Origin of the sequence: Vibrio nomapromontoriensis (genome assembly GCF_050337205.1) — a bacterium.
GTDB lineage: Bacteria > Pseudomonadota > Gammaproteobacteria > Enterobacterales > Vibrionaceae > Vibrio > Vibrio nomapromontoriensis.
On record NZ_JAKJSS010000026.1, the window covers coordinates 1 to 22,858 of the forward strand.

Genomic DNA, 22,858 nt, shown 5'->3' on the forward strand with positions numbered 1-22,858 from the left:
CACTATCGCTAGCTTGCTGCCCTCTGTATGCGCCATTGTAGCACGTGTGTAGCCCTACTCGTAAGGGCCATGATGACTTGACGTCGTCCCCACCTTCCTCCGGTTTATCACCGGCAGTCTCCCTGGAGTTCCCACCATTAYGTGCTGGCAAACAAGGATAAGGGTTGCGCTCGTTGCGGGACTTAACCCAACATTTCACAACACGAGCTGACGACAGCCATGCAGCACCTGTCTCAGAGYTCCCGAAGGCACTCCTGCGTCTCCGCTGGATTCTCTGGATGTCAAGAGTAGGTAAGGTTCTTCGCGTTGCATCGAATTAAACCACATGCTCCACCGCTTGTGCGGGCCCCCGTCAATTCATTTGAGTTTTAATCTTGCGACCGTACTCCCCAGGCGGTCTACTTAACGCGTTAGCTCCGAAAGCCACGGCTCAAGGCCACAACCTCCAAGTAGACATCGTTTACGGCGTGGACTACCAGGGTATCTAATCCTGTTTGCTCCCCACGCTTTCGCATCTGAGTGTCAGTATCTGTCCAGGGGGCCGCCTTCGCCACTGGTATTCCTTCAGATCTCTACGCATTTCACCGCTACACCTGAAATTCTACCCCCCTCTACAGTACTCTAGTCCGCCAGTTTCAAATGCAGTTCCGAGGTTGAGCCTCGGGCTTTCACATCTGACTTAACGAACCACCTGCATGCGCTTTACGCCCAGTAATTCCGATTAACGCTCGCACCCTCCGTATTACCGCGGCTGCTGGCACGGAGTTAGCCGGTGCTTCTTCTGCAGCTAACGTCAAATCCATACGCTATTAACGYATGAACCTTCCTCACTGCTGAAAGTACTTTACAACCCGAAGGCCTTCTTCATACACGCGGCATGGCTGCATCAGGCTTGCGCCCATTGTGCAATATTCCCCACTGCTGCCTCCCGTAGGAGTCTGGACCGTGTCTCAGTTCCAGTGTGGCTGATCATCCTCTCAGACCAGCTAGGGATCGTCGCCTTGGTGAGCCATTACCTCACCAACTAGCTAATCCCACCTGGGCATATCCTGACGCGAGAGGCCCGAAGGTCCCCCTCTTTGGCCCGAAGGCATTATGCGGTATTAGCCATCGTTTCCAATGGTTATCCCCCACATCAGGGCAATTTCCCAGGCATTACTCACCCGTCCGCCGCTCGACGCCCAACAAATCACCCGAAGGGTCAATGTTGTCGTTTCCGCTCGACTTGCATGTGTTAGGCCTGCCGCCAGCGTTCAATCTGAGCCATGATCAAACTCTTCAATTTAAGATTTTGTCGGCTCAATGAATACTGACTTCAAAACTGTCCCTTACTTAAAAAGTAAGAAGTAATTTTAAAGCTATTATCGTTCCAACAGAACGATAATGAATTTTGACTGTGTGACAGTAAGCGAACTTACTACCCTTAGGTCACGTGTTCATTGAAAACCATTGTTGATACCGAGGTATCTAGTGATTATCATCAACAAGTGTCCACACAGATTGATATAGGTCTATATTGTTAAAGAACATAACTTCGAGCAACTAAACTTTCGTTTTTAAGCCTTTCAGCTCCCTGTCGAAGTGGGCGGCCATTTTATCTAAATAACTTGTCGTGTCAAACACTTTTTCAAACTATTTCGTTTTGGCTCATTCCCTTCCAGACCAGTCTGGCTCTTGCTTTGCTGCCTTCCCGTCTGGAGTGGCGCATTATAGGCAGATTGAACTCGTACGCAACCCCTAATTTGATTTTTTTTAGAAAAAGCGTTCTTTTGATGAAAAGAACAGCAGAAAAACAAAAGGAGAGTATAAAAACTCTCCTTTTCGCATCATTTTATTAAGATTTAGATAAAAGCGAATGCATCAGAGTACATATGTTCTGGTGTCACTTGCTTGTTTTGAGTGAACTGATCACGTGCTGCTCCCGCCATTTCAAAGCGACCCGCTATATAGATATCAAAATTTTCTAATGACTCAAAGTCATCACTGACCGCTTGCAGCACATTTCCTTGCTTGCCACTCCAATTACCATCTGCGTGCTCAATAACAGGAATGAACTGAATATGCGCGTGCTGACTGGCAATGGCTACTAGCTCTTCTTTAGCATAGAGTTGCTTCTCATCACGGCCTCCCCAGTAGAGATAGATTGGCTGGATGATACTTTGACTGATGCAGTGATCGAGAATTGAACGCACGTAGCTGAAACCTGTACCCCCAGCGATCAATAACATAGGGCGTTGACTGGCTTCGCGAATCCAAGCCTCACCATGTGGTGCATCAATATTAATGTCGCCATTGGTTTCCAAAGCTCTCTTCATTGCATCAACAACTTCGATAGCGTACGCATTATGCTCAGCAGCACCAATGTGAAGTTCGATTTCGCCTTCATGCCGACAAGGACTGCTTGCAATAGAGAATGGACGTTTATCTGACTCCCCCATCTCAACCATTAAATACTGACCCGCTTTAAAGTTTACCGGCGTCTCTGGGTGCAACAGAATCTGGTAGGTATTTGAGGCTAAAGGCTCTATGGACTTTACTTTACATTTTATTGTCATGTTTTATCTCTTTTATTCTTCGCCAAAAGTAATGACTAAATCACTTTCAGTATGAGCAAGGCAGGAGAACATCCAACCTTGCTGTTTTTCATTTTCGGTTAACATGGGTTCAAGGTCGTAACTGACTTGCCCTCTAGTTATTCGACATAAGCAGGAGGCACAAGCTCCAACCTTGCAACGATGTGGAAATGCAACATCTTGGTTGAGCGCTGCATCTAATACCGTTTGCCCATTTGCTACGATAAACTCTATATTTTGTGGCAACAATGTTACTTTATGACTCATAGGATATCTAATTCATCCCATATTTGGTCAATTTTTTCGACAACTTCTGGGTTTTTCTTAATTGGAACTCCCCATTCACGCAACGTTTCATGACCTATTTTATTGGTAGCATCAAACCCAACTCTCGAACCATTCTCGTCAATCATTAACGTATCACGTGCAGGATCCATTCTGGTGGTAATCGCCCAAATGACATCATTCCAATCACGAGCATTCACATCACCATCGCACGCAATGAGAAACTGAACATTAATGCTAGGCTGCAATAACGCCCAAATCTGCTTCATAACCGCTACGGCCTGATCTGGCTTTTGTTTATCAACGATGACAATTCCCATACGATTAGTCCCAGCTCCAGGCACGAGGTAAAAGTCCAGAACCTCTGGAAGCTGAGATTTCACTTGTTGGCTATAATCTTGATCGTCAGAGCTACTTACCTGTTGATACGCGCCATGTTTTTCTTGCTTCGCTATTCTTAACGCGAGTTCCGCATCCCACTTTGTCGTCGCATCAAGGCCCATTTTAGAGCCCAAGCCGACCACGGGTGATGCAAAGTCTAAGGAATCAATAGGAGTGGTATCGATAAGTAACGTATCGCCTACCGGGTCCATATGTGCATTCATGGCTTGAACCACATCGTCCCAATCTCGAGCGTTGACACTTTCATCGCAGACCACAACAAACTTGGTGTACATGAATTGACGTAAGAAAGACCATACTCCCATCATGACTCTCTTAGCATGACCTGGATATTGCTTCTTCATCGTCACCACTGCCATTCGATAAGAACAACCTTCAGGTGGCAAATAGAAATCAACAATTTCAGGGAACTGCTTTTGCAAGATAGGGACAAACACTTCATTCAGTGCGACACCAAGCACAGCGGGTTCATCAGGTGGGCGTCCTGTATAAGTGCTGTGGTAGATAGGGTCTTTTCTCATCGTTATGTGCGTGATAGTAAAGACATGGTGCTTTTCGACCTCATTATAGTAACCAGTATGATCACCATATGGACCTTCATCCGCAAATTCGTTCGGGTCAATATACCCTTCGAGGACAATCTCAGCACTGGCTGGAACTTCAAGCCCATTGCTAACTGATTTTACAACTTCTGTTTTCTCTCCCCGCAACAACCCTGCGAATGCATATTCCGATAACGTATCCGGAACAGGGGTCACGGCCCCCAAGATCGTTGCTGGGTCGGCACCAAAAGCGACTGAAACCGGAAAAGGTTTGCCCGGGTGGGTTTCCATCCAATCACGAAGATCGAGCGCGCCCCCTCGATGTGCTAGCCAACGCATAATGACTTTATTCTTAGTTAATTTCTGTTGGCGGTAGATACCAAGATTTTGACGGTTTTTGTTCGGACCTTTGGTGACGGTCAGCCCCCAAGTTAATAATGGAGCGACGTCATCTTGCCAGCAACTCATTACCGGTATCTTGTCTAAATCGACTTGCTCGCCCTGCCAGACGATCTGCTGGCACGCCGCTCTCTTTAAGCGTTTAACTGGCATATTGAGTACTTGTCGAAAGACTGGCAGTTTATCCAAAGCGTCTTTAAACCCTTTAGGTGGCTCCGGCTCTTTTAAATACGCCAACAACTTACCGACTTCGCGTAGTTCTTTGACCTCTTGCCTGCCCATACCGATGGCTACTCGCTCAGACGTACCAAATAGGTTCGTCAATACAGGCATGTCGTACCCGATTGGGTTTTCGAATAACAAAGCTGGCCCACCAGCGCGCAACGTACGATCACTGATCTCTGTCATTTCGTAATGCGGGTCAACAGGGTGAGTAATACGCTTCAATAGCTGCTTACTCTCTAGATGATCGATAAAATCTCGTAAATCCTTAAAATTCATAGGGTATACATCGCCTTGAAAGATGCAGGCATTATATACGCAAACTTCGCCAGTTGGCGAAGTTTGCAGCAAAAATGATGGCGACCACCGACAAGGCTACCTCAATTAGACAGAGCTCGTAGTATCAAGTTTTCTTTAACATCATTGTTTGTCGAGACGACATCTCGCACCCAACCACTATGCCCATATTGAGCTAACTGTTGAGCAACAAATGATGCATCATCTGAAGTCGTCATCCTAGAAACCAGAAACTGCTTTACCTCATCAGGAAGCGGGTTGATTTGCGCTAACTCAGATAGCGCTTGATTTTTTAGGCTGGGATTCATTGCTGCAAGCATGATTTGCTGCTGCGAAAACGGCGTATCTAATTCAGCTAAACGCTCTAGCTCTGCTTGGCTATTATGATCAGCTCGCATTTTCCACAACAATTCATACAGCTGCTTATCTTCACTTACTTGAGCCATTCTCACTAGCACCCTCGTTGAAGGTAACCACTCGGTGACCGTAGCGTTCGTCAATTGGCCAATTAAGAAGTCACTTCCTTTAGGAGACAAGCTATCAAACTCATTCACTAACACGCTTTCACGATTTTGGTTATCGTAGTCACTTCCCTCAGAAAGCCACTCTCGCAGGTTCAGCTGACCACTTTCAGTGAGCAGAATGAAGTCCAAGGTTTTTTGATCATTTTGCCATTGCTTTATCAATCGTGAGGAAATCGCAGGATAATTGAAGGCAGGCACCGAAAATTCATACCCTTCCCCTCGCTCAAGTACCGTATAAGTAGGGGGTAATGATTGCTGACCTCGAACAAAGATGGCCATCTTAGATGTCAGTATGATGTCGCGCTGCTCAATATTTTTCAGCAATAAGAAACGCGCAACCTCTTGTTGCGGCAAAGCCAACCGATTAATAGAAAACTTAAGACTGTCTATGTCATCTTTTTCGACCAAGCGGATAAACTCAGAAACCTTGAGTTGTACTTGTTCACTGTTGAGCCAGTGATTCACTTCTTCTTTCGCCATCTCCTTGGATGCCACTGCTGGTGACATAATCACAACAGTAAAGCTGAGGAGAAACGATGCTAACCATCCTTGTAGCATTTTAACCTCCTGTTAACACTCCTTTGATTGTGCGCTCGAAACAAAAGAAGTGCAAACAAAAACGCCACCCTAAAAGGGTGGCGTTTTAAAATTGAGAAATGCTGTCAATTATTGACGACGCATTGCATCAAAGAACTCATTATTCGTCTTGGTCATCGCAAGCTTGTCGATAAGGAATTCCATTGCATCGATCTCACCCATTGGATGAACAATCTTACGAAGAATCCACATTTTCTGTAGCTCATCAGTCTTAGTCAGAAGCTCTTCACGACGAGTACCTGAACGATTAAAGTCAATCGCAGGGAAGACACGCTTTTCAGCAATCTTACGGTTTAGGTGCAGTTCCATGTTACCTGTACCTTTAAACTCTTCGTAGATAACTTCATCCATTTTAGAACCAGTATCTACTAGCGCTGTTGCGATGATCGTTAAGCTACCGCCTTCTTCTACATTACGAGCCGCACCAAAGAAGCGCTTAGGACGATGTAGAGCATTGGCATCGACACCACCTGTCAGTACCTTACCAGATGAAGGAACCACGGTGTTGTATGCTCGAGCGAGACGTGTAATAGAGTCAAGTAAGATAACTACGTCTTTCTTGTGTTCGACAAGACGCTTCGCCTTTTCAATCACCATTTCAGCGACCTGAACGTGACGAGAAGCGGGCTCATCAAATGTTGACGCGACGACTTCACCTTTTACTAGGCGCTGCATCTCGGTTACTTCTTCTGGACGCTCATCGATAAGTAGAACCATCAACTCACAATCTGGGTGGTTGTGCGCAATGCTTTGTGCAATATTTTGCAGCAGCATTGTCTTACCCGCTTTTGGCGGAGCAACAATCAGACCACGCTGGCCTTTACCAATTGGAGAAGCTAGATCCAGAATACGAGCGGTAATATCTTCAGTTGCACCATTACCGCGCTCCATAACCATACGCTCATTAGCGTGTAGAGGCGTGAGGTTTTCAAACAGAATCTTATTACGCGCATTATCCGGCTTATCATGGTTAACCGTATTAACCTTCAATAATGCGAAGTAACGTTCACCGTCTTTTGGCGGACGAATCTTACCGGCAATAGAGTCGCCCGTACGTAAGTTGAAGCGGCGAATCTGACTTGGAGAGACATAAATGTCATCGGGACCAGCTAGATACGAGCTGTCTGCGCTACGCAGGAAGCCAAACCCGTCTTGAAGAATTTCTAGAACCCCGTCGCCAAAGATATCTTCACCACTTTTCGCATGCGCTTTTAAGATGGCGAAAATAATGTCTTGCTTACGCAAACGAGCCAAGTTTTCTAGGCCTAATGATTCGCCAAGCTTGACGAGCTCAGAAACAGGTCTGTTCTTTAATTCTGTTAAATTCATTGTGGTGGATGTTTGTTTAGTCAAAATAGGATCTATTTTCTTATTTAAGATGGATTTGGTCTCAGGAACGACCAAGAAGTGAACGTTTGTTTAATTAACGTGCGATAAATTAGCACTAAAAGTCATTCTAGTCTAGCTTTGGGAAAAACAAAACCGCGTATTTGTTAAGATACACGGCTTTCGTTACTTATCATTATAAGTTTGCGTCCAAAAACTCTTTCAATTGAGTTTTTGATAATGCGCCGACTTTCGTCGCAGCAACCGCACCATCTTTAAATAAAAGTAGTGTTGGGATACCGCGAATACCGAATTTTGGTGGCGTACCTGCATTTTGGTCAATGTTAAGTTTGCCGATAGTGAGCTTGCCTTCGTACTCCGTTGAGATTTCATCCAGAATAGGAGCAATCATTTTACAAGGACCACACCACTCTGCCCAGAAGTCAACAAGAACCGGGCCTGCAGCATTAATCACGTCAGTTTCAAAACCGTCATCAGTCAGCTGCAAAATCTTTTCACTCATCTTTCACTCCGATATTTTTCGTGTTGATGAGATAATCACCAACAATTAGTTCTCCTATTGGAAAGTATTTAACTTCGTATTGCAAGCTTAAGCTGATATTCTGTGCCGATGAAAAAGACGCATATCACAGAGCAAAAATTCGCCGATTTGGATTTACAACCGCAAATCATTGAAGGGCTAGGAAAAAAAGGGTTCGAATTCTGTACCCCTATCCAAGCCTTGGCGTTGCCGGTACTGCTCACCGGCCAAGATATTGCAGGCCAAGCCCAAACAGGGACTGGAAAAACGCTCGCGTTTCTCGCTGCTACTTTTAACCACTTACTCGTCACCCCTGAACATGACGGTCGTACGGCTAACCAGCCTCGTGCGATTATTATGGCTCCGACCCGTGAATTAGCGATTCAGATCCACAATGACGCTAAACCACTTATCGAGAGTACTGGGCTAAAGACAGCATTAGCTTACGGTGGCGATAGCTACGATAAGCAACTTGCTCAGTTTGAACAAGGTGTCGATATCCTCATCGGTACTTGTGGTCGTATTATCGACTTTTACAAACAGCGCGTATTTAACCTAAATAACATCCAAGCCGTCGTTCTAGACGAAGCTGATCGCATGTTTGATTTGGGCTTTATTAAAGATATTCGCTTTTTATTCCGTCGTATGCCGGAGCCAAAAGATCGTCTGAACATGCTGTTTTCAGCAACGTTATCTTATCGCGTTCAAGAGTTAGCTTTCGAGCATATGCACAACCCAGAGCATGTGGTTGTTGAACCTGAACAAAAAACAGGTCATCGAATTCAAGAAGAACTTTTCTACCCATCGAACACTGAAAAGATGACTCTGCTACAGACGTTGATTGAAAATGACTGGCCAGATCGTGCCATTGTTTTTGCCAACACTAAGCACAAGTGTGACAAAGTTTGGGGCCACCTCGCTGCCGACGGTCACCGCGTTGGTTTATTGACGGGTGATGTACCACAGAAGAAACGTGAAAAAATCTTGGAACAATTTACCCAAGGTGACGTTGATATTCTGGTAGCAACGGATGTTGCTGCGCGTGGGTTACACATTCCACAAGTCACACACGTTTTCAACTTTGACCTACCTGACGACTGCGAAGATTACGTTCACCGCATTGGTCGTACTGGTCGTGCTGGCGCGAGTGGACACTCCATTAGCTTTGCGTGTGAAGACTATGCTATTAATCTGCCAGCGATTGAAGAGTACATTGAACACTCAATCCCAGTATCAGATTATGACTCAACAGCACTATTGACCGATCTACCGGCGCCTTTAACAACGATGAGACCTCGTAACTCTGGTCAACGTCGTACCAACACTGGTGGTTCTAGACAGTCAAACCGTAAGCCTCAAAGAAGACCAAGAGCGCCACGCTCTTAATAAGGACATAGCCACATTTTATGAGTCACGCAGTTAATTCTTCGCCTCTTTATGCCGCGATTGATTTAGGGTCGAACAGCTTCCACATGTTAGTGGTTCGGCACATCGACGGCAGCATTCAAACCATGGCAAAAATAAAGCGCAAGGTTCGCCTTGCAGCTGGGTTGAATGACACCATGGCGTTAAGCCCAGAAGCCATGCAACGTGGATGGGATTGCCTTAGTCTCTTCGCTGAGAGGCTACAAGATATCCCTAAAGAAAATATCCGTATTGTTGGTACTGCTACACTTAGAACCGCGACCAATGTCGATATTTTCCTCGATAAAGCCAATGATATTCTTGGCTATCCGATTCAGGTGATTTCAGGTGAAGAAGAAGCGGCAACGATATACAAAGGTGTGGCTCACACGTCTGGTGGAACAGGTCGTCGGCTAGTTGTTGATATTGGCGGTGCCAGTACTGAGCTTATCATCGGTGAGGGCTTCCAACCTAAAGCGTTAACCAGCTTAAAAATGGGCTGTGTTACTTGGCTTGAACGTCACTTTAAAGACCGCCAATTAAACAAGAAAAATTTCGACTGTGCGATCAGTGCAGCGAAAGACACGCTTGCACCTATCCTCGGACAATACCAACAAATTGGTTGGGATACCTGTGTTGGTGCAAGTGGTACCGTACAAGCGCTACAAGAAATCATGCTGGCACAGGGGATGGATGAAGTCATCACGCATGCCAAACTCAAACGCTTACAAAAGCAAGCCATGCAAGCTGATCACCTAGAAGAACTAGACATTGAAGGGCTAACGCTAGAACGCGCTTTGGTGTTCCCTAGCGGACTATCCATTCTCATCGCCATCTTTGAGCTACTCGAGCTGGAGTATATGACATTAGCTGGCGGTGCACTGCGTGAAGGCATGGTTTACGACATGGTGTCTGAGCTTCAACAAGATGATATTCGAGCGCGTACTATTAACAGTGTGCAATCTCGCTGCCAACTCGATGTGGCTTATGGTGAACAGGTAGCAACAACGGCACTACAGCTTCTCAATGCTTGTGGTGGTGACAATTGTATCCGCGAGCCGCACGGAGAAGCACTGCTAACAGCTGCAGCAAAACTGCATGAAATCGGTCTTACTCTCGATTTTAAAAAAGCTGGTGAACATGGCGCTTACCTACTCAAAAACATCGATCTCCCCGGCTATACAAGAGCGCAAAAGCACTTTTTAGCCGAAGTGATCCGACGTTATAAAGACCAATTAAGTCCACTACCACCACAGCATGCTATATCAGCAGAGAGTGCGACACGAGCTCTACGTTTACTGCGCCTAGCGGTCATTATTACCCATAGGCGACAACGTGATTTGCAACCTAATGTCACGCTAGAGAGTAATCGAGATCACCTCACACTTACTCTGGATAAACAGTGGCTTGAATGCAATCCACTCACCGCAGCAGAGCTTGAAATAGAGTCAAATAGACAATCTGACTTAGGCTGGCCATTGTTCATCAAGGCCGTTTAACGCTCCTGTTAGTAAACAACGAACCAAAAAAAACCGAACTTTCGTTCGGTTTTTTTATATCTATGCTTTCACCCCAGACATCTTAAATTCAGCGTCATTGGCCGTCAGCTTCTTGACTAAGAAATTAAGTAACACACCATACATCGGCACAAATAGCCCCAAACTGATGATTAACTTAAAGCCATAATCGACCAAAGCAATTTCTGTCCAGTGCTCTGCCATAAACGGATCAGGGCTTTGGTAAAAGGCAATCGCGAAGAATGCCAACGTATCAAGCGCATTACCAAATAGAGTTGAACATGTCGGGGCAACCCACCACTGTTTCATCTGACGCAGTCGATTAAAGACATGGACATCCAAGATTTGTCCTAGCAAATACGCCATAAAACTCGCGGCAGCTATGCGCGCGACAAACAAGTTGAATTCACTCAACTGACCCAAGCCTTGAAACTGCCCCTCAAAAAAGAGTACCGACAATCCGTATGACACCGCTAAGGCTGGTAACATCACCAGAAAGATGATTTTCCGTGCCATTCCTGCGCCAAATATTCGAACGGTGAGATCAGTCGCTAGAAAAATAAACGGGAAGGTAAAAGCACCCCAGGTCGTATGAAAGCCAAAAACAGTGAATGGCAGTTGGACCAAATAGTTACTGGACGCAATAATGACAAGGTGAAATAAAACAAGAAGCGTTAATGCTTTGCGCTGTTGCGCAGGGGAAAAATGATTCATATTGTACCTTTTTCGTTTTGCTTGGGGTGGAGGGAACCCAAGTGAGACAGCGTCTCTAATGACAGAAATAAAATATCGATGTTTCCACCGATTCGCGGCGGGCGATTATACATTAATCAATTAAGGGTGCAATAGACGCGATAAAGGCAAACGTTTACCCGTAAAATAGCCTAATTGAAGCTCTGAATTCGCTAAAAGCCCTGCTTAAATAGTGTGGCAAGAAAATCCAACTCTTCTATCGAACTCGTTTTATCTAACGCTTCAAACCACATAGATTCGCTGTAATGCTCTCCTTTTAGCAATAATCGACAGCCTTCAAAATCAATGAGCCAAGTGTGAAGATCTGCATCCCATTGTTTTTCGATAACTTGTGCAGATAAGGACCGCACAAGCTTCTCTGCTAACTCGTCAAAACTATCGAAATCAAATGAAGGTGTGACGACGAGCAATTTACCCTGCTCTCGCATGTATTCACGTAAACCGAAATCAGCCATGGTTGGTCAGGTGCTCCTGAATTAAGTCTAAAAATGGGTCGGCGTATTTATCTAATTTACGCTCACCCACCCCATTCACCGCCAACATTTCACCGTAAGAGGTGGGTAGGATTTCAGCCATATCAATCAAGGTAGCATCACTAAAGACCACGTAAGGTGGCAAGCCATCTTCATCGGCAATCGACTTCCTTAGTTTTCTTAATTTCGCGAACAGCTTCTTATCATAATGCTTCGACACCAGTTTTTCTGATTTAGCACTTCTTGCTGCGGTATCCAAACGAGGGACCGCCAGCTCTAATGGCATCTCACCGCGCAGCACCGGACGCGCCTCTTCAGTCAGCTGCAATGTCGAATTTCGCGTGATATTTTGATTCAGTAGGCCTTTATGAATCAGTTGCCTAAAAATACTGACCCAGTAATCATGGCTATGATCGCGGCCAATGCCATACGTGGTTAATTTGTCATGACCATGCTCTCGAACTCGAATGTTCGCCATCCCTCGTAATACTTCAACGACATAGCCAATACCAAAACTTTGGTTCACTCGATAAACGCAGGATAACGCTTTTTGTGCTTGCTCGGTTGCATCAAAACGCTTCGGTGGATCAAGGCAAATATCGCAGTTACCGCAAGGTTCCTCCCGATACTCACCAAAATAATTGAGCAGTACTTGGCGTCTGCAGGTTTGCGCTTCAGCAAATGCACTCATTGCGTTCAGCTTATGACTCTCGACTTGCTTTTGAGGACCTTCATCTTTTTCATCCAACATACGGCGAAGCCAACCCATGTCCGCAGGGTCATACAACATCATAGCTTCCGCAGGCAGTCCATCACGACCAGCTCGCCCGGTCTCTTGATAGTAAGACTCGATGTTGCGCGGAATATCAAAATGGACGACAAATCGCACGTTCGGTTTATTGATGCCCATACCAAATGCGACAGTGGCCACCACTATTTGAATATCGTCGCGCTGAAACGCCTCTTGGACATAGGCGCGCTCATCAGCATCAATCCCCGCATGATAGCTCGCGGCACGGACATGGTTATTGCACAGCTTTTCCGTCAGCATTTCGACTTTTTTACGGCTACCGCAATAAATGATGCCGCAACCACCCTTGTTCTCTTCTAGGAACCGAACAACTTGAGACACGGGCTTATGTTTTTCCACCAGCGTATAACGGATATTCGGTCGGTCGAAACTGCCTAAGTACTCATGAGGGGCTTGGAGGCTTAAGCGTTGAATAATGTCTTTACGAGTCGCATCATCCGCGGTAGCCGTCAGCGCAATCACGGGAACAAACGGAAATAAATCTTTCAATTGTCCTAATGACGCATACTCAGGTCGAAAATCATGCCCCCACTGCGATATACAGTGCGCCTCGTCAACCGCAATCATCGACAGTTCGATATGTTCTAAACGCTCGATAAAATCTCGCATAAGCACACGTTCAGGAGAAACATAGACGAGCTTTGCCTGACCGGTATTCATTCGGCGATAAGTTTCAACGAGAGCCTCGCGGCTCATCGTAGAGTTAATACACTCCGCGGCAACGCCATTAGCCTTTAGTTGGTCGACCTGATCTTTCATCAAAGAAATCAGCGGTGAAATCACGATAGTGACACCAGAGCGAACTAAAGCTGGAATTTGATAACACAGGGATTTACCCGCCCCTGTTGGCATGATGACCAACCCATCCGCACCCGCGATCGCATTATCAATGACTTCTTGTTGGCCTGGTCGAAAATCTTGATAGCCAAAAACCGACTCAAGGACAGACTGTGAACTTGGTAATGATTCGGGCTGTTCAGCAAGTAACACAGCAGTCATGCAATATCCTGACAATAAATGAAGGGCAAAAAGACGCTACATTGTAGAGGGGTTCAGAAGGGAATGAAACTGGAAATCACTCAGTCAATTAATTAACCACCGTCTATCATTCATACAATAATTAGTCCCTCAGCCGCCGAAGCGCTATACTAACCAACTTCCCCTTTTTCGGCCAAATTGGCTTCGCTTCTGAGAATCACTGCATGTCCATAGAACAACAACGCGCTAAAGAAGGCATTTTACTTGCCGTCGGTGCCTATACCATGTGGGGTATCGCCCCTATCTACTTTAAAGCTTTAGGGGAGGTGTCGCCGTTAGAGATATTGAGCCATCGTGTTCTTTGGTCGTTCTTTTTGCTCGCGGGATTATTGCACTATGGTCGTCGCTGGCGTGGTGTGCGCGATGTACTCAAATCGAAGCAAAAAATGGGCTTCTTGTTAACCACTTCGCTACTGGTGGGTACCAACTGGTTAATTTTCATATGGGCGGTAAATTCTAATCATATGCTTGATGCAAGCCTTGGTTATTATATTAACCCTTTGTTTAACGTCATTCTTGGTATGTTATTTCTTGGAGAACGACTACGAAAACTACAGTGGTTTGCTGTTGGCCTTGCGACCATCGGTGTACTAATTCAGCTGTTTGTCTTCGGATCAGTACCGATTGTGGCATTAGCATTAGCCACAAGCTTTGGTTTCTACGGTTTATTGCGAAAAAAAGTCAATTTAGACGCTCAAACTGGGCTGTTCATTGAGACCCTAGTACTGCTTCCTGTTGCTGCGATCTACCTAGCAATATTTGCTGATAGTGCTACTTCAAACCTGTTCAATAACAGCGTAAGTTTAAACGTCCTACTGATTTCAGCGGGTGTCATCACAACCTTACCCTTACTGTGCTTTACTGGCGCGGCAACTCGCTTAAAGCTCTCGACACTCGGTTTCTTTCAATATATCGGCCCAAGCTTGATGTTTATGCTCGCGGTTCTCATTTATGGTGAGAGCTTCTCCACTGATAAAGCGCTCACATTCGCGTTTATTTGGGGGGCGCTGCTGGTATTCAGTATTGATGGGCTTAAAAACGGCACAAAAAAAGCGAAATAGAGTTGGATTGTTAAACTATGAATGAAATTACCATCTTAATGACTTTGGCGACGGTACACTTTGTCGCTTTAATGAGCCCAGGACCAGACTTTGCACTTGTGGTTCAAAACGCTACCAAATATGGGCGACAAACCGGTTTCTATATTGCGCTTGGACTCTCGTTTGGCATTTTAGTCCATTCCATTTTTAGCCTAACTGGCGTGAGCTATATCATTCATCAACATCCCACGTTATTTGCCTTAGTACAATGCGCAGGTGGGTTATATCTTTTGTACTTAGGCGTTGGCGCGTTACGCTCGGTTATTTCACGCTGGGCCGCAAAAAATGATCCAGCCGTAATCGATAACGACGAGCGCCTATTACTTGCTAATCGTCGCCAAGCCTTTTCTCGTGGCTTTACCACTAATATCCTCAACCCGAAAGCGCTGGTCTTTTTTATTAGCCTAATGTCGAGCTTAGTTCCCGCTACTATGTCGATACCAGGAAAAATCAGTGCCCTGCTTATTTTGTGGGCTCTATCATTAGTTTGGTTCTCATTTTTAGCTTGGGCATTATCCACTAAAAAGCTGCAACAGCGCTTATTGTCAGTCTCTATTTATATAGACTCACTATGTGGATTCCTATTTTCTGGCATTGGACTCGTCATCTTGTACCAAGTGACCGTCTCACTGTAATCTCACAGTTACGCCTTTCGACATCCACCGTGTGCGAGATCTCTCACAAAGCAGTAGGTCATTATCGCTTTCGTCGTCAAGCATTCAACCCTAACAATAGCTAAGGAGCTGAAAAATATGAGTTTATTAAAATCTCACATTACTCAGCTGTGGCTTATTTTCTTAAACAGGTGATTGTTCTAAAGGCTAATTGGTTTAATATTATCTGTGTCGGAAGGATGCTGACACGGAACAGGAAACGCTCAGGGATTTGGGCATCTTCAGGAAGAAGATACGGTTATTCAGGATGAATGGTCGGCAAGGAAAGCGAATTGGACATTGAATGGACGCAATAGTAACTAGGATGGTTACTACTAAGGAAAGACAATGGACACCTCTGGATGAGGAAAGGACTTAACATCAGGATGATGTCAGGGACACCGCTCAAGGAACAAGTGAAGCGCGCTAACGAGGATTGTTGGCAGGTCAGGATAAGACCAAGGACACCGCTAGGATGGCGATGAAAGGAATACGCTGAAGGAATACAGCACACTATCATGGATTAGATGCATGGAGCACCTATAGTAGCCGGATTGCTGCGAGTAAGACCATAACCCCGCAGGGCGCAAGCCCTCGGGGTTTTTCTTTGCCCAGAATAAGCGAATCTTGGTTTGAATGAGAGTCACACCATCAGCTCTGCGGCAAATCACCGACACAAAAAAAGCAGCCATCGCTGCCTCTTTTGTGATTTTTTAAGCACTAAGCACTAAGCACTAAGCACTAAGCACTAAGCACTAAAGTTGCTCCAGTTTAGCGTACTGCGTCACTAGCCACTTTATCCCTTCACCATTAAAGGCCACTTGTACTCGACTTTGTGGGCCGCTGCCCTCAAAGTTAATAATGGTTCCCTCACCAAACTTAGGGTGTTTAACGCGCGCCCCCAAATTAAACCCAGTTTCATTGAAGTTTTGCTTCACTTCTGCTTGGCTAAATCGCCCAGTGTTGGTTGGTCGACTCACTTGAGCCTTCATCCTAACTTCTTCTAAACACGTTGGTGGCAGCTCACGGATAAACCTAGAGGGCTTGTGGTATTTATCTTGTCCGTACAAACGACGCATTTCTGCATAAGTAATATGCAGTTTCACCATCGCTCGGGTCATCCCCACATAACAAAGTCGACGCTCTTCCTCTAGACGCCCTGCTTCTTCCGCCGACATCTGACTTGGGAACATCCCCTCTTCAACACCCACCATAAAGACCATTGGGAACTCTAAGCCTTTTGCACTGTGCAACGTCATCAGTTGCACGGCGTCGTCAAACTCATCCGCCTGACCTTCACCAGCTTCAAGTGCCGCATGAGTGAGAAACGACGTCAACAATGTCATGTCGTCGGCCTCTTCTGGTTTCTCATACTGCCTGGTTGCAGTTACCAGTTCTTCCAAGTTCTCAATACGAGCCTTGGATTTTTCACCTTTTTCCTGTTCATACATAGCAAACAGACCAGAGGTTTTAATGACATGGTCGGTTTGTTCATGTAAAGGAAATTCAATCGTGTCGTCTTCTAACGCATTGATCAACTCGACGAAACGAGATAAGGCTCCAGCAGCTCTACCCGCTAAGACTTTTTCATCCAACAACGCCACACAAGTGTCCCACATGGTTGCGCCACGATCCCTTGCTGCGTACCGAATAGTTTCTAAGGTTTTGTCGCCTAGCCCACGGGTTGGCGTATTCACAATACGCTCAAAAGCCGCATCGTCATTGCGGTTACCCATCAATCTTAGGTAACTCAGCGCATCTTTGATTTCTTGACGCTCGAAGAATCGCATTCCACCATAAATTCGGTACGGAAGCTGTGCTTGAATCAATGCTTCTTCTAACACTCGAGATTGTGCGTTATTACGATACAGCATGGCGCAGTCACTTAAACTGCCGCCATTTTCTTGCCACTCTTTTATTTTACTTACGGTAAAGCGAGCTTCATCGAGCTCATTGTAAGCAGAATAGACCGAAATCTTTTCGCCTTCATTACCGTCTGTCCAAAGCTCTTTGCCCATACGTTCGGTGTTATTGGCAATAAGCTCGTTTGCCGCTTCTAAGATAGTTTTCGTGGAACGATAATTTTGCTCCAACCGAACCGTCTTAGACCCTGGATATTCATCAAGAAACTTCTGGATATTTTCAATTTTCGCGCCGCGCCAACCATAGATCGATTGGTCGTCATCCCCTACAATCATCACTTTACAATCCGGCCCTGCCATCATGCGTAGCCAAGCATATTGGATGTTGTTGGTATCTTGAAATTCATCGACCAGAATATGCTTAAAGCGAGCTTGGTAATGCTCTCTTATAAATTTGTTATCTCGTAATAACTCGTGAGCACGCAGCAATATTTCAGCAAAATCCACCAGCCCAGCTCGATCACAAGCTTCCTGATAAGCGGTATAGATTTGCAGGTAGGTTTTCGTTACCGGATCTTGGTAACTATCAATATGGGATGGTCTTAACCCTTCATCTTTCTTGCCATTGATCCACCAGGCGGCCTGCCTTGCTGGCCATTGCTTCTCATCAAGATTCTGCGCTTTAATCAAGCGTCGAAGCAAGCGCTGCTGATCATCTGAATCAATGATCTGAAAGTCTTCTTGCAACTTAGCATCCAAATAATGGGCGCGCAGGATTCTATGGCAAATACCATGGAACGTGCCATTCCACATACCCGACGCACTGCCCATCATTAATTCTTCAATTCGACCACGCATTTCAGCGGCGGCTTTATTCGTGAAGGTTACCGACATGATAGAGAACGGAGACGCTGCTTCGACCGACATCAACCAAGCAATACGATGCACCAGTACGCGTGTTTTACCACTGCCTGCACCAGCAAGTATTAAAAGGTGTTCAAGGGGGGCGGCAACAGCTTCACGCTGTTTGTCATTTAGGCCGTCAAGAAGAAGAGAAGGGTCCATGGGCATCGCTACTGGTTATTTATACATATCGTTTGATTATAACTCAAACAACTCCGTGTTTGAGAAAAAAAACCAATTTTACCACACCAGTAAATACCCTTTAAAATCAGAACCATGAAATAACAATTAACATTTTATTAAAATATTTAGCATTTCTTTGAAAGATTTTTGCTCGCTCTCCTATCCTATTGATTAAGCAAGTCGGCAAACCACCACTTGTGGACATAATTACAAGGATCAAGTCTCGAGGAACTTACTATGAAATCATCTAATCTTGCTATCACTGCTGCTGTTACAGGTCTTATCGCTCTTGGTGGCACTATGCTCACTTCGGCGCCAGCGGTGGCTGCTGAAAAAGAAAAGTGTTATGGCGTGGCGAAAGCTGGAAAAAATGACTGTGCAACAAAAACGAGTTCATGCGCAGGGACAGCAAAAGAAGACAATCAGACCGATGCCTTTGTTGTGCTACCCAAAGGCGTATGCGGTAAGTTGGCAGGCGGTAGCACTGAATCAGCATAATCACGCCTTTGCGCAGCCGACAGCAGATTTTACTACGCTGTTAGAGTATCGCCATTTGATTGGCGCACTCTTAAGCTTTTATCCAAAAAGGGCGTCAATATGCGCCCTTTTTGTTTTCTACAGGTTATGCACACTCAAGCATTGATCAGGGAGATCGAAATGGATCAACACTCGGCATTCAAGTGGGTCGGCGTGGGACTAAGGCACCCACACTTAGACTATTTCCAGCACCACCACAATGCGTCGAGCTGGCTCGAGATTCACAGCGAAAACTATTTCATCGCCACGTCGCCAGCACGACAGCAATTAAGAGCAATCCGACAGCACACAGATATCAGCTGTCATGGTATTGGGTTGTCATTGGGCTCCGTCAACGCTGTTAATAAACAACACTTATCATCATTAGTGAATCTGGTTAATGAGATACAACCCACCATGGTCTCCGATCATTTAAGCTGGAGCGAGCATGGCGGTCACCATTTTAATGATCTCTTACCGCTGCCCTACACAGAAGAAGCGCTTGACGTATTTTGTCGCAATGTCCTTCAAGTCCAAGATGCGTTGCAACGCCCACTACTCATAGAGAACCCTTCAAGCTATCTTCGATTTGAATATTCCACTATCCCTGAATGGGAATTCCTCGCACAGGTACAAGCCCGTACAGACTGTCGCTTATTACTCGATCTCAATAACGTTCATGTCTCATGTTTTAACCATCAGTATGACCCATGGCAATATCTGTCAGCAATAAAAGCAAGTACCGTCGATGAAATCCACCTCGCTGGATTCACTAAAAAACAATTTGATCAGGGGGAAATTTGGATAGATACCCATAGTACTCACGTCAGTGATGAAGTCTGGCAGCTCTATCGCTGTTGGATAGCTCGTCACGGACCCATTCCAACGCTCATCGAGTGGGATCTTGATATTCCAGAACCTAAAGTATTACTTGAAGAGGCAGATAAAGCGATCCATATATTGCAGGATATTGCACTGCAACCCAAGAGGAGCGCATAGTCATGAAGACGTTAGCTGACATACAACAACAGTTTTCTCATGCGTTACTTAATACTAACTCAACTCAAATGTGTGGCGTCGTTAGTGACCACTTCTCAGCACAAGAGCGAATTCAGATCTATCGCAATAACTTCGTTATCAGCCTAAGCGAGGTATTACAGGCAACCTATCCAATAACATTCGCCCTCGTTGGGGAGGAATGTTTTCGTGCCATCGCCAAGTTTCACATTATTCGTCATCCCCCCCAGTCGGGCAATACCCTCGATTATGGTGCCGGATTCAAACAATCCGTAACAGAGCTTGAGCACATTACGAGTGCAGTACCTTACCTGCTTGAAGTGATTAATTTCGAGTGGAAAATTGATCAAGCCAGTCGATTTGAGTTACCTGTAGCCTCTGAGAAATCGCTACCAATTATTAGGCTCGCGGATGTCCCAGAAGAGCAGCACGGTGACATTCAACTTCACCTTAATCCCAGCATCCAAGTCATATCGTCACAATATGCACTCATTGATCTTAAGCAGGCTGTAGAAAACAACCACTATGATGAGCTCAATCTTGAGCGTTCTCAAACTATCTTGTTGCAGGGAAGTACCACTCAACCACTTACATTAAGTGAAATTGATGCGCCTCTTAGCAAACTCATTACACATCTCATGTTGGCGTTACCCTTGAAATCTCTGCCGCCAGAACAGCTAGCTTTAGTTCCTACATTGTTGTCTATGGACATAGTCATGGGGTTTAACGTCAACGATGGCGAAGCAACCAACCTAAAGGAGTAACATGATGACCAACAGACTAGCAAACTTGCTCAAGATGTATGATTCAACAATCGAAGCTATTCAAAAAGGCTTTATCCCGTTACTGCTACTTTTTTGTCGAATTTGGGTCGCATGGGTGTTTTTTAATTCCGGTTTAACCAAAATCGCTTCTTGGGATAGTACGTTGTATCTATTTGAATATGAGTATCACGTCCCTCTCCTACCATGGCAGTTAGCGGCTTACATGGGCACCGCAGCGGAGCTAATACTACCTGTATTTTTGGCATTGGGTTTACTGTGTCGACCAATGGCTGCGATTTTGTTTATCTTTAATATTACCGCTGTCGTGTCTTACCCCGTACTTTGGGAACAAGGTTTTTATGATCATCAGCTCTGGGGACTCATGATTCTAATTATTGTCGTTTGGGGTCCTGGTCCACTCTCTATCGATAAAATAATACGTAATGCTATCCGATAATACAGACTTTAATACTCGATAAACAACGCGCTAAAAATCACCACCCATAAAAAAGCCCTGTCGATTACACGACAGGGCTTTTTATTTGGAGACAACGTTATTTACTTGCTAAAAAAGCCTGTAGCTCTTCTGCAGAAATACCTTGGTCTGCTAACTCTTTTGCCAAAGATTGAACTTGTTCGCCTTTGCGTGACTCAATCACTCTTTGAAATTGATAAACGATATCTCTAAGCATGTGAATTGGTACTTGTTTTGCAGCGCTACGGATTCGCTCTTCACTTTGATTGCCAAGCTCGGTCAGTAATTTACCGAACATGATTTTTTCTGGAGACTCTTCCATTTGCTCAAGAATGCGAGCCATTTCGTAAGTAGTCAAAGACATGCTTTATCGATCCAGTTAATAATAGAAAGGAATATACCTTCAAATATACACCTGTTTACGCGATAGGAAAACCAAATCGTTTTCAAATTGACCGTTTTTTACTAATCAGTAATATTTATTATCTGATGCCAAGCCTGCCCAGAACGACTACGCAAGATAAATAACGCGGGAAGAGCCAACCACATTAAGAAAGCAATCATATACTGAGGCTCTAATCCGGTACGCTGCATCGTGCCAACGAGTAAACCAGAGCCACTCATTTGAAATAAACCTAATAACGCCGCCGCTGTCCCTGCTTTATCGCCAAATGGAGCAAGCGCTTTACCCGCTGCCGCGCCCAAAATAAACGCAAAGCCAATTGAACCAAGAATAACGGGCAACATAAACGATAATGGCGTATTGAATGACGCCGCCAGAGCCATCAGTGTACCCGCAATTAACAGCACAAGGATGCCACATTGCAAGGTTTTATGGGTGCCAATTTTATCCATAAATTTTGGCGCTAACATACAAGCAGCGATATTAAAGACCGCATTAAGTCCAAACCAAAAGGTAAACTCAGACATGCTCAGTCCCATATTCTCCATCAAGAGTACCGGAGCCGACGTCACATACGCTAAAATAACGCCCATCGCGAGTAGACATAGCGTTGCATGAAAAATAAACGTCGGTGTACGCAACACATCAATATAGCGAGACAGTGCAAAATAGCGATCGTTTTGCTGCTTTGGATTCGTCTCTTTCATGTTAACTACAACCATAAGACCAACCACTAATGCAAAGCCAGCCATAAAGCTAAAATTTGCGCGCCAGCCAAAGTGATGAGTCAAGTAACTCCCTAGAATTGGAGCTAGGGCCGGTATAAAGCAAATGGCTCCGTTTAGGTAGCTAATCATCTTGCCACTTTTTTCTGGCCCATAAAGGTCGCGAACGGTTGCAAAGGCCGCTACCGATGTGGCGCAAGCGCCTAAGCCTTGTAGCAACCTAGCAGCCAACATCCAATCAATTGATTGAGCGGCCCACGCCAAGCAAGCACTCAACCCATAGATGCTGATACCACATAATGCAACCGTTCGACGTCCGAGCTTATCAGCAAGTGGGCCTGCAAATAATTGCCCGACACCCATTGCAAATAAAAACCATGTAATCGTGTCTTGAGCAAGAGTGTGATCGACTTGGAATGCGGTCGATATTTGCGGCAATGCGGGCAGATAAATATCAATAGCTAGAGGACTAAAGAAAACCAACATAACTAAGGCCGCTATTTGTATCTTGGATATGCGCTGTTCCACGTGAAACTTCTCTTCTCAATTTTAA

Annotated in this window: 20 protein-coding genes, 1 rRNA gene and 1 pseudogene; 8 read left to right on the top strand and 14 right to left on the bottom strand. The window is 45.2% G+C overall.

The features are described 5' to 3' along the window. From L4D05_RS23440 to trxA, 8 genes and pseudogenes are all read right to left on the bottom strand, one after another. A 16S ribosomal RNA gene (locus L4D05_RS23440) occupies positions 1–1,285 on the bottom strand; the annotation flags it as partial. Between the two features lie 556 nt (positions 1,286–1,841). After that, the gene (gene fre, locus L4D05_RS23445; RefSeq protein WP_428754967.1) at positions 1,842–2,555 is read right to left on the bottom strand and encodes an NAD(P)H-flavin reductase; all 714 of its coding nucleotides are present in this window, start codon (positions 2,553–2,555) and stop codon (positions 1,842–1,844) included. Positions 2,556–2,567: 12 nt separating this feature from the next. Next, complete coding sequence (locus tag L4D05_RS23450; protein WP_428754966.1) at positions 2,568–2,840, bottom strand: 2Fe-2S iron-sulfur cluster-binding protein; 273 nt, start codon at positions 2,838–2,840, stop codon at positions 2,568–2,570. Then, on the bottom strand, positions 2,837–3,241 hold the full coding sequence (locus L4D05_RS23455; protein ID WP_428754971.1) for a UbiD family decarboxylase: 405 nt from the start codon (positions 3,239–3,241) through the stop codon (positions 2,837–2,839). The genes L4D05_RS23450 and L4D05_RS23455 overlap by 4 nt, the downstream gene beginning before the upstream one ends. A 71-nt stretch (positions 3,242–3,312) precedes the next feature. Then, positions 3,313–4,702 (bottom strand): annotated as a pseudogene (gene ubiD, locus L4D05_RS23460) (4-hydroxy-3-polyprenylbenzoate decarboxylase); the annotation flags it as partial. A gap of 101 nt (positions 4,703–4,803) precedes the next feature. Then, on the bottom strand, positions 4,804–5,802 hold the full coding sequence (locus L4D05_RS23465; protein ID WP_428795424.1) for a hypothetical protein: 999 nt from the start codon (positions 5,800–5,802) through the stop codon (positions 4,804–4,806). Between the two features lie 108 nt (positions 5,803–5,910). Then, on the bottom strand, positions 5,911–7,170 hold the full coding sequence (gene rho, locus L4D05_RS23470) for a transcription termination factor Rho (protein WP_428754970.1): 1,260 nt from the start codon (positions 7,168–7,170) through the stop codon (positions 5,911–5,913). A 193-nt stretch (positions 7,171–7,363) separates the two neighbouring features. Next, complete coding sequence (gene trxA, locus L4D05_RS23475) at positions 7,364–7,690, bottom strand: thioredoxin TrxA (RefSeq protein ID WP_102469969.1); 327 nt, start codon at positions 7,688–7,690, stop codon at positions 7,364–7,366. Positions 7,691–7,798: 108 nt separating this feature from the next. Between trxA and rhlB the strand changes: the two genes are divergently transcribed. Then, the gene (rhlB, locus tag L4D05_RS23480; protein ID WP_428754964.1) at positions 7,799–9,094 is read left to right on the top strand and encodes an ATP-dependent RNA helicase RhlB; all 1,296 of its coding nucleotides are present in this window, start codon (positions 7,799–7,801) and stop codon (positions 9,092–9,094) included. A 20-nt stretch (positions 9,095–9,114) separates the two neighbouring features. Continuing rightward, positions 9,115–10,611: a guanosine-5'-triphosphate,3'-diphosphate diphosphatase gene (gene gppA / locus L4D05_RS23485; protein ID WP_428795425.1), complete on the top strand. Its 1,497-nt coding sequence runs from the start codon at positions 9,115–9,117 to the stop codon at positions 10,609–10,611. Between the two features lie 60 nt (positions 10,612–10,671). Here the strand turns inward: gppA and L4D05_RS23490 are convergent, their stop codons facing one another. The 3 genes from L4D05_RS23490 to recQ all read right to left on the bottom strand — a co-directional run bounded on the left by L4D05_RS23490 (position 10,672) and on the right by recQ (position 13,665). Beyond that, entirely contained in the window at positions 10,672–11,343 is a 672-nt protein-coding gene (locus L4D05_RS23490) for a 7-cyano-7-deazaguanine/7-aminomethyl-7-deazaguanine transporter (protein ID WP_265677430.1), read from the bottom strand. A 191-nt stretch (positions 11,344–11,534) separates the two neighbouring features. Next, on the bottom strand, positions 11,535–11,837 hold the full coding sequence (locus L4D05_RS23495) for a DUF3630 family protein (protein WP_428795426.1): 303 nt from the start codon (positions 11,835–11,837) through the stop codon (positions 11,535–11,537). Beyond that, entirely contained in the window at positions 11,830–13,665 is a 1,836-nt protein-coding gene (gene recQ, locus L4D05_RS23500; RefSeq protein WP_428795427.1) for an ATP-dependent DNA helicase RecQ, read from the bottom strand. The genes L4D05_RS23495 and recQ overlap by 8 nt, the downstream gene beginning before the upstream one ends. A 203-nt stretch (positions 13,666–13,868) precedes the next feature. On the opposite strand from recQ, the gene rarD reads away from it, so the two are divergent. Then, positions 13,869–14,765 (top strand): EamA family transporter RarD, encoded by an 897-nt coding sequence (gene rarD, locus L4D05_RS23505; protein ID WP_428795428.1) that lies wholly within the window; start codon positions 13,869–13,871, stop codon positions 14,763–14,765. 17 nt (positions 14,766–14,782) lie between these two features. Beyond that, positions 14,783–15,439 (top strand): LysE family translocator, encoded by a 657-nt coding sequence (locus tag L4D05_RS23510; protein WP_428795429.1) that lies wholly within the window; start codon positions 14,783–14,785, stop codon positions 15,437–15,439. Between the two features lie 773 nt (positions 15,440–16,212). Here L4D05_RS23510 and uvrD read toward each other — a convergent pair. Next, entirely contained in the window at positions 16,213–18,384 is a 2,172-nt protein-coding gene (gene uvrD / locus L4D05_RS23515) for a DNA helicase II (protein WP_428795430.1), read from the bottom strand. 258 nt (positions 18,385–18,642) lie between these two features. Between uvrD and L4D05_RS23520 the strand changes: the two genes are divergently transcribed. The 4 genes from L4D05_RS23520 (at position 18,643) to L4D05_RS23535 (ending at position 21,159) form a co-directional block, all read left to right on the top strand. Beyond that, positions 18,643–18,903, top strand: a complete 261-nt coding sequence (locus tag L4D05_RS23520) for a BufA1 family periplasmic bufferin-type metallophore (protein ID WP_428754958.1) — start codon at positions 18,643–18,645, stop codon at positions 18,901–18,903. Positions 18,904–19,062: 159 nt separating this feature from the next. Further along, positions 19,063–19,920, top strand: coding sequence for an MNIO family bufferin maturase (gene bufB, locus L4D05_RS23525; protein ID WP_428795431.1), 858 nt, complete (start codon positions 19,063–19,065; stop codon positions 19,918–19,920). 2 nt (positions 19,921–19,922) lie between these two features. Further along, positions 19,923–20,702 carry an HvfC/BufC N-terminal domain-containing protein gene (locus L4D05_RS23530; RefSeq protein ID WP_428795432.1) on the top strand — a complete coding sequence of 260 codons (780 nt, stop codon included), beginning with the start codon at positions 19,923–19,925 and terminating at the stop codon, positions 20,700–20,702. A 4-nt stretch (positions 20,703–20,706) separates the two neighbouring features. Next, positions 20,707–21,159, top strand: a complete 453-nt coding sequence (locus tag L4D05_RS23535) for a DoxX family protein (protein ID WP_428795439.1) — start codon at positions 20,707–20,709, stop codon at positions 21,157–21,159. A 97-nt stretch (positions 21,160–21,256) separates the two neighbouring features. Here L4D05_RS23535 and tsrA read toward each other — a convergent pair whose 3' ends face one another. Both tsrA and L4D05_RS23545 read right to left on the bottom strand, forming a co-directional pair. Then, positions 21,257–21,541, bottom strand: coding sequence for an H-NS-like global regulator TsrA (gene tsrA / locus L4D05_RS23540; protein WP_265677440.1), 285 nt, complete (start codon positions 21,539–21,541; stop codon positions 21,257–21,259). A gap of 101 nt (positions 21,542–21,642) precedes the next feature. Next, positions 21,643–22,791 carry a multidrug effflux MFS transporter gene (locus tag L4D05_RS23545; protein WP_428795440.1) on the bottom strand — a complete coding sequence of 383 codons (1,149 nt, stop codon included), beginning with the start codon at positions 22,789–22,791 and terminating at the stop codon, positions 21,643–21,645. Between the last annotated feature and the right edge of the window lie 67 nt (positions 22,792–22,858).

Excerpts from the sequence above, each read along its gene's own strand:
- trxA (WP_102469969.1), bottom strand. The coding sequence starts at position 7,690 with ATGAGTGAAAAGATTTTGCAGCTGACTGATGACGGTTTTGAAACTGAC.
- L4D05_RS23530 (WP_428795432.1), top strand. The coding sequence starts at position 19,923 with ATGAAGACGTTAGCTGACATACAACAACAGTTTTCTCATGCGTTACTT.
- rhlB (WP_428754964.1), top strand. The coding sequence starts at position 7,799 with ATGAAAAAGACGCATATCACAGAGCAAAAATTCGCCGATTTGGATTTA.
- L4D05_RS23510 (WP_428795429.1), top strand. The coding sequence starts at position 14,783 with ATGAATGAAATTACCATCTTAATGACTTTGGCGACGGTACACTTTGTC.
- rarD (WP_428795428.1), top strand. The coding sequence starts at position 13,869 with ATGTCCATAGAACAACAACGCGCTAAAGAAGGCATTTTACTTGCCGTC.
- L4D05_RS23495 (WP_428795426.1), bottom strand. The coding sequence starts at position 11,837 with ATGGCTGATTTCGGTTTACGTGAATACATGCGAGAGCAGGGTAAATTG.
- bufB (WP_428795431.1), top strand. The coding sequence starts at position 19,063 with ATGGATCAACACTCGGCATTCAAGTGGGTCGGCGTGGGACTAAGGCAC.
- L4D05_RS23450 (WP_428754966.1), bottom strand. The coding sequence starts at position 2,840 with ATGAGTCATAAAGTAACATTGTTGCCACAAAATATAGAGTTTATCGTA.
- L4D05_RS23535 (WP_428795439.1), top strand. The coding sequence starts at position 20,707 with ATGACCAACAGACTAGCAAACTTGCTCAAGATGTATGATTCAACAATC.
- tsrA (WP_265677440.1), bottom strand. The coding sequence starts at position 21,541 with ATGTCTTTGACTACTTACGAAATGGCTCGCATTCTTGAGCAAATGGAA.
- fre (WP_428754967.1), bottom strand. The coding sequence starts at position 2,555 with ATGACAATAAAATGTAAAGTAAAGTCCATAGAGCCTTTAGCCTCAAAT.
- L4D05_RS23465 (WP_428795424.1), bottom strand. The coding sequence starts at position 5,802 with ATGCTACAAGGATGGTTAGCATCGTTTCTCCTCAGCTTTACTGTTGTG.
- recQ (WP_428795427.1), bottom strand. The coding sequence starts at position 13,665 with ATGACTGCTGTGTTACTTGCTGAACAGCCCGAATCATTACCAAGTTCA.
- gppA (WP_428795425.1), top strand. The coding sequence starts at position 9,115 with ATGAGTCACGCAGTTAATTCTTCGCCTCTTTATGCCGCGATTGATTTA.
- L4D05_RS23490 (WP_265677430.1), bottom strand. The coding sequence starts at position 11,343 with ATGAATCATTTTTCCCCTGCGCAACAGCGCAAAGCATTAACGCTTCTT.
- L4D05_RS23520 (WP_428754958.1), top strand. The coding sequence starts at position 18,643 with ATGAAATCATCTAATCTTGCTATCACTGCTGCTGTTACAGGTCTTATC.
- uvrD (WP_428795430.1), bottom strand. The coding sequence starts at position 18,384 with ATGGACCCTTCTCTTCTTCTTGACGGCCTAAATGACAAACAGCGTGAA.
- L4D05_RS23545 (WP_428795440.1), bottom strand. The coding sequence starts at position 22,791 with ATGTTGGTTTTCTTTAGTCCTCTAGCTATTGATATTTATCTGCCCGCA.
- rho (WP_428754970.1), bottom strand. The coding sequence starts at position 7,170 with ATGAATTTAACAGAATTAAAGAACAGACCTGTTTCTGAGCTCGTCAAG.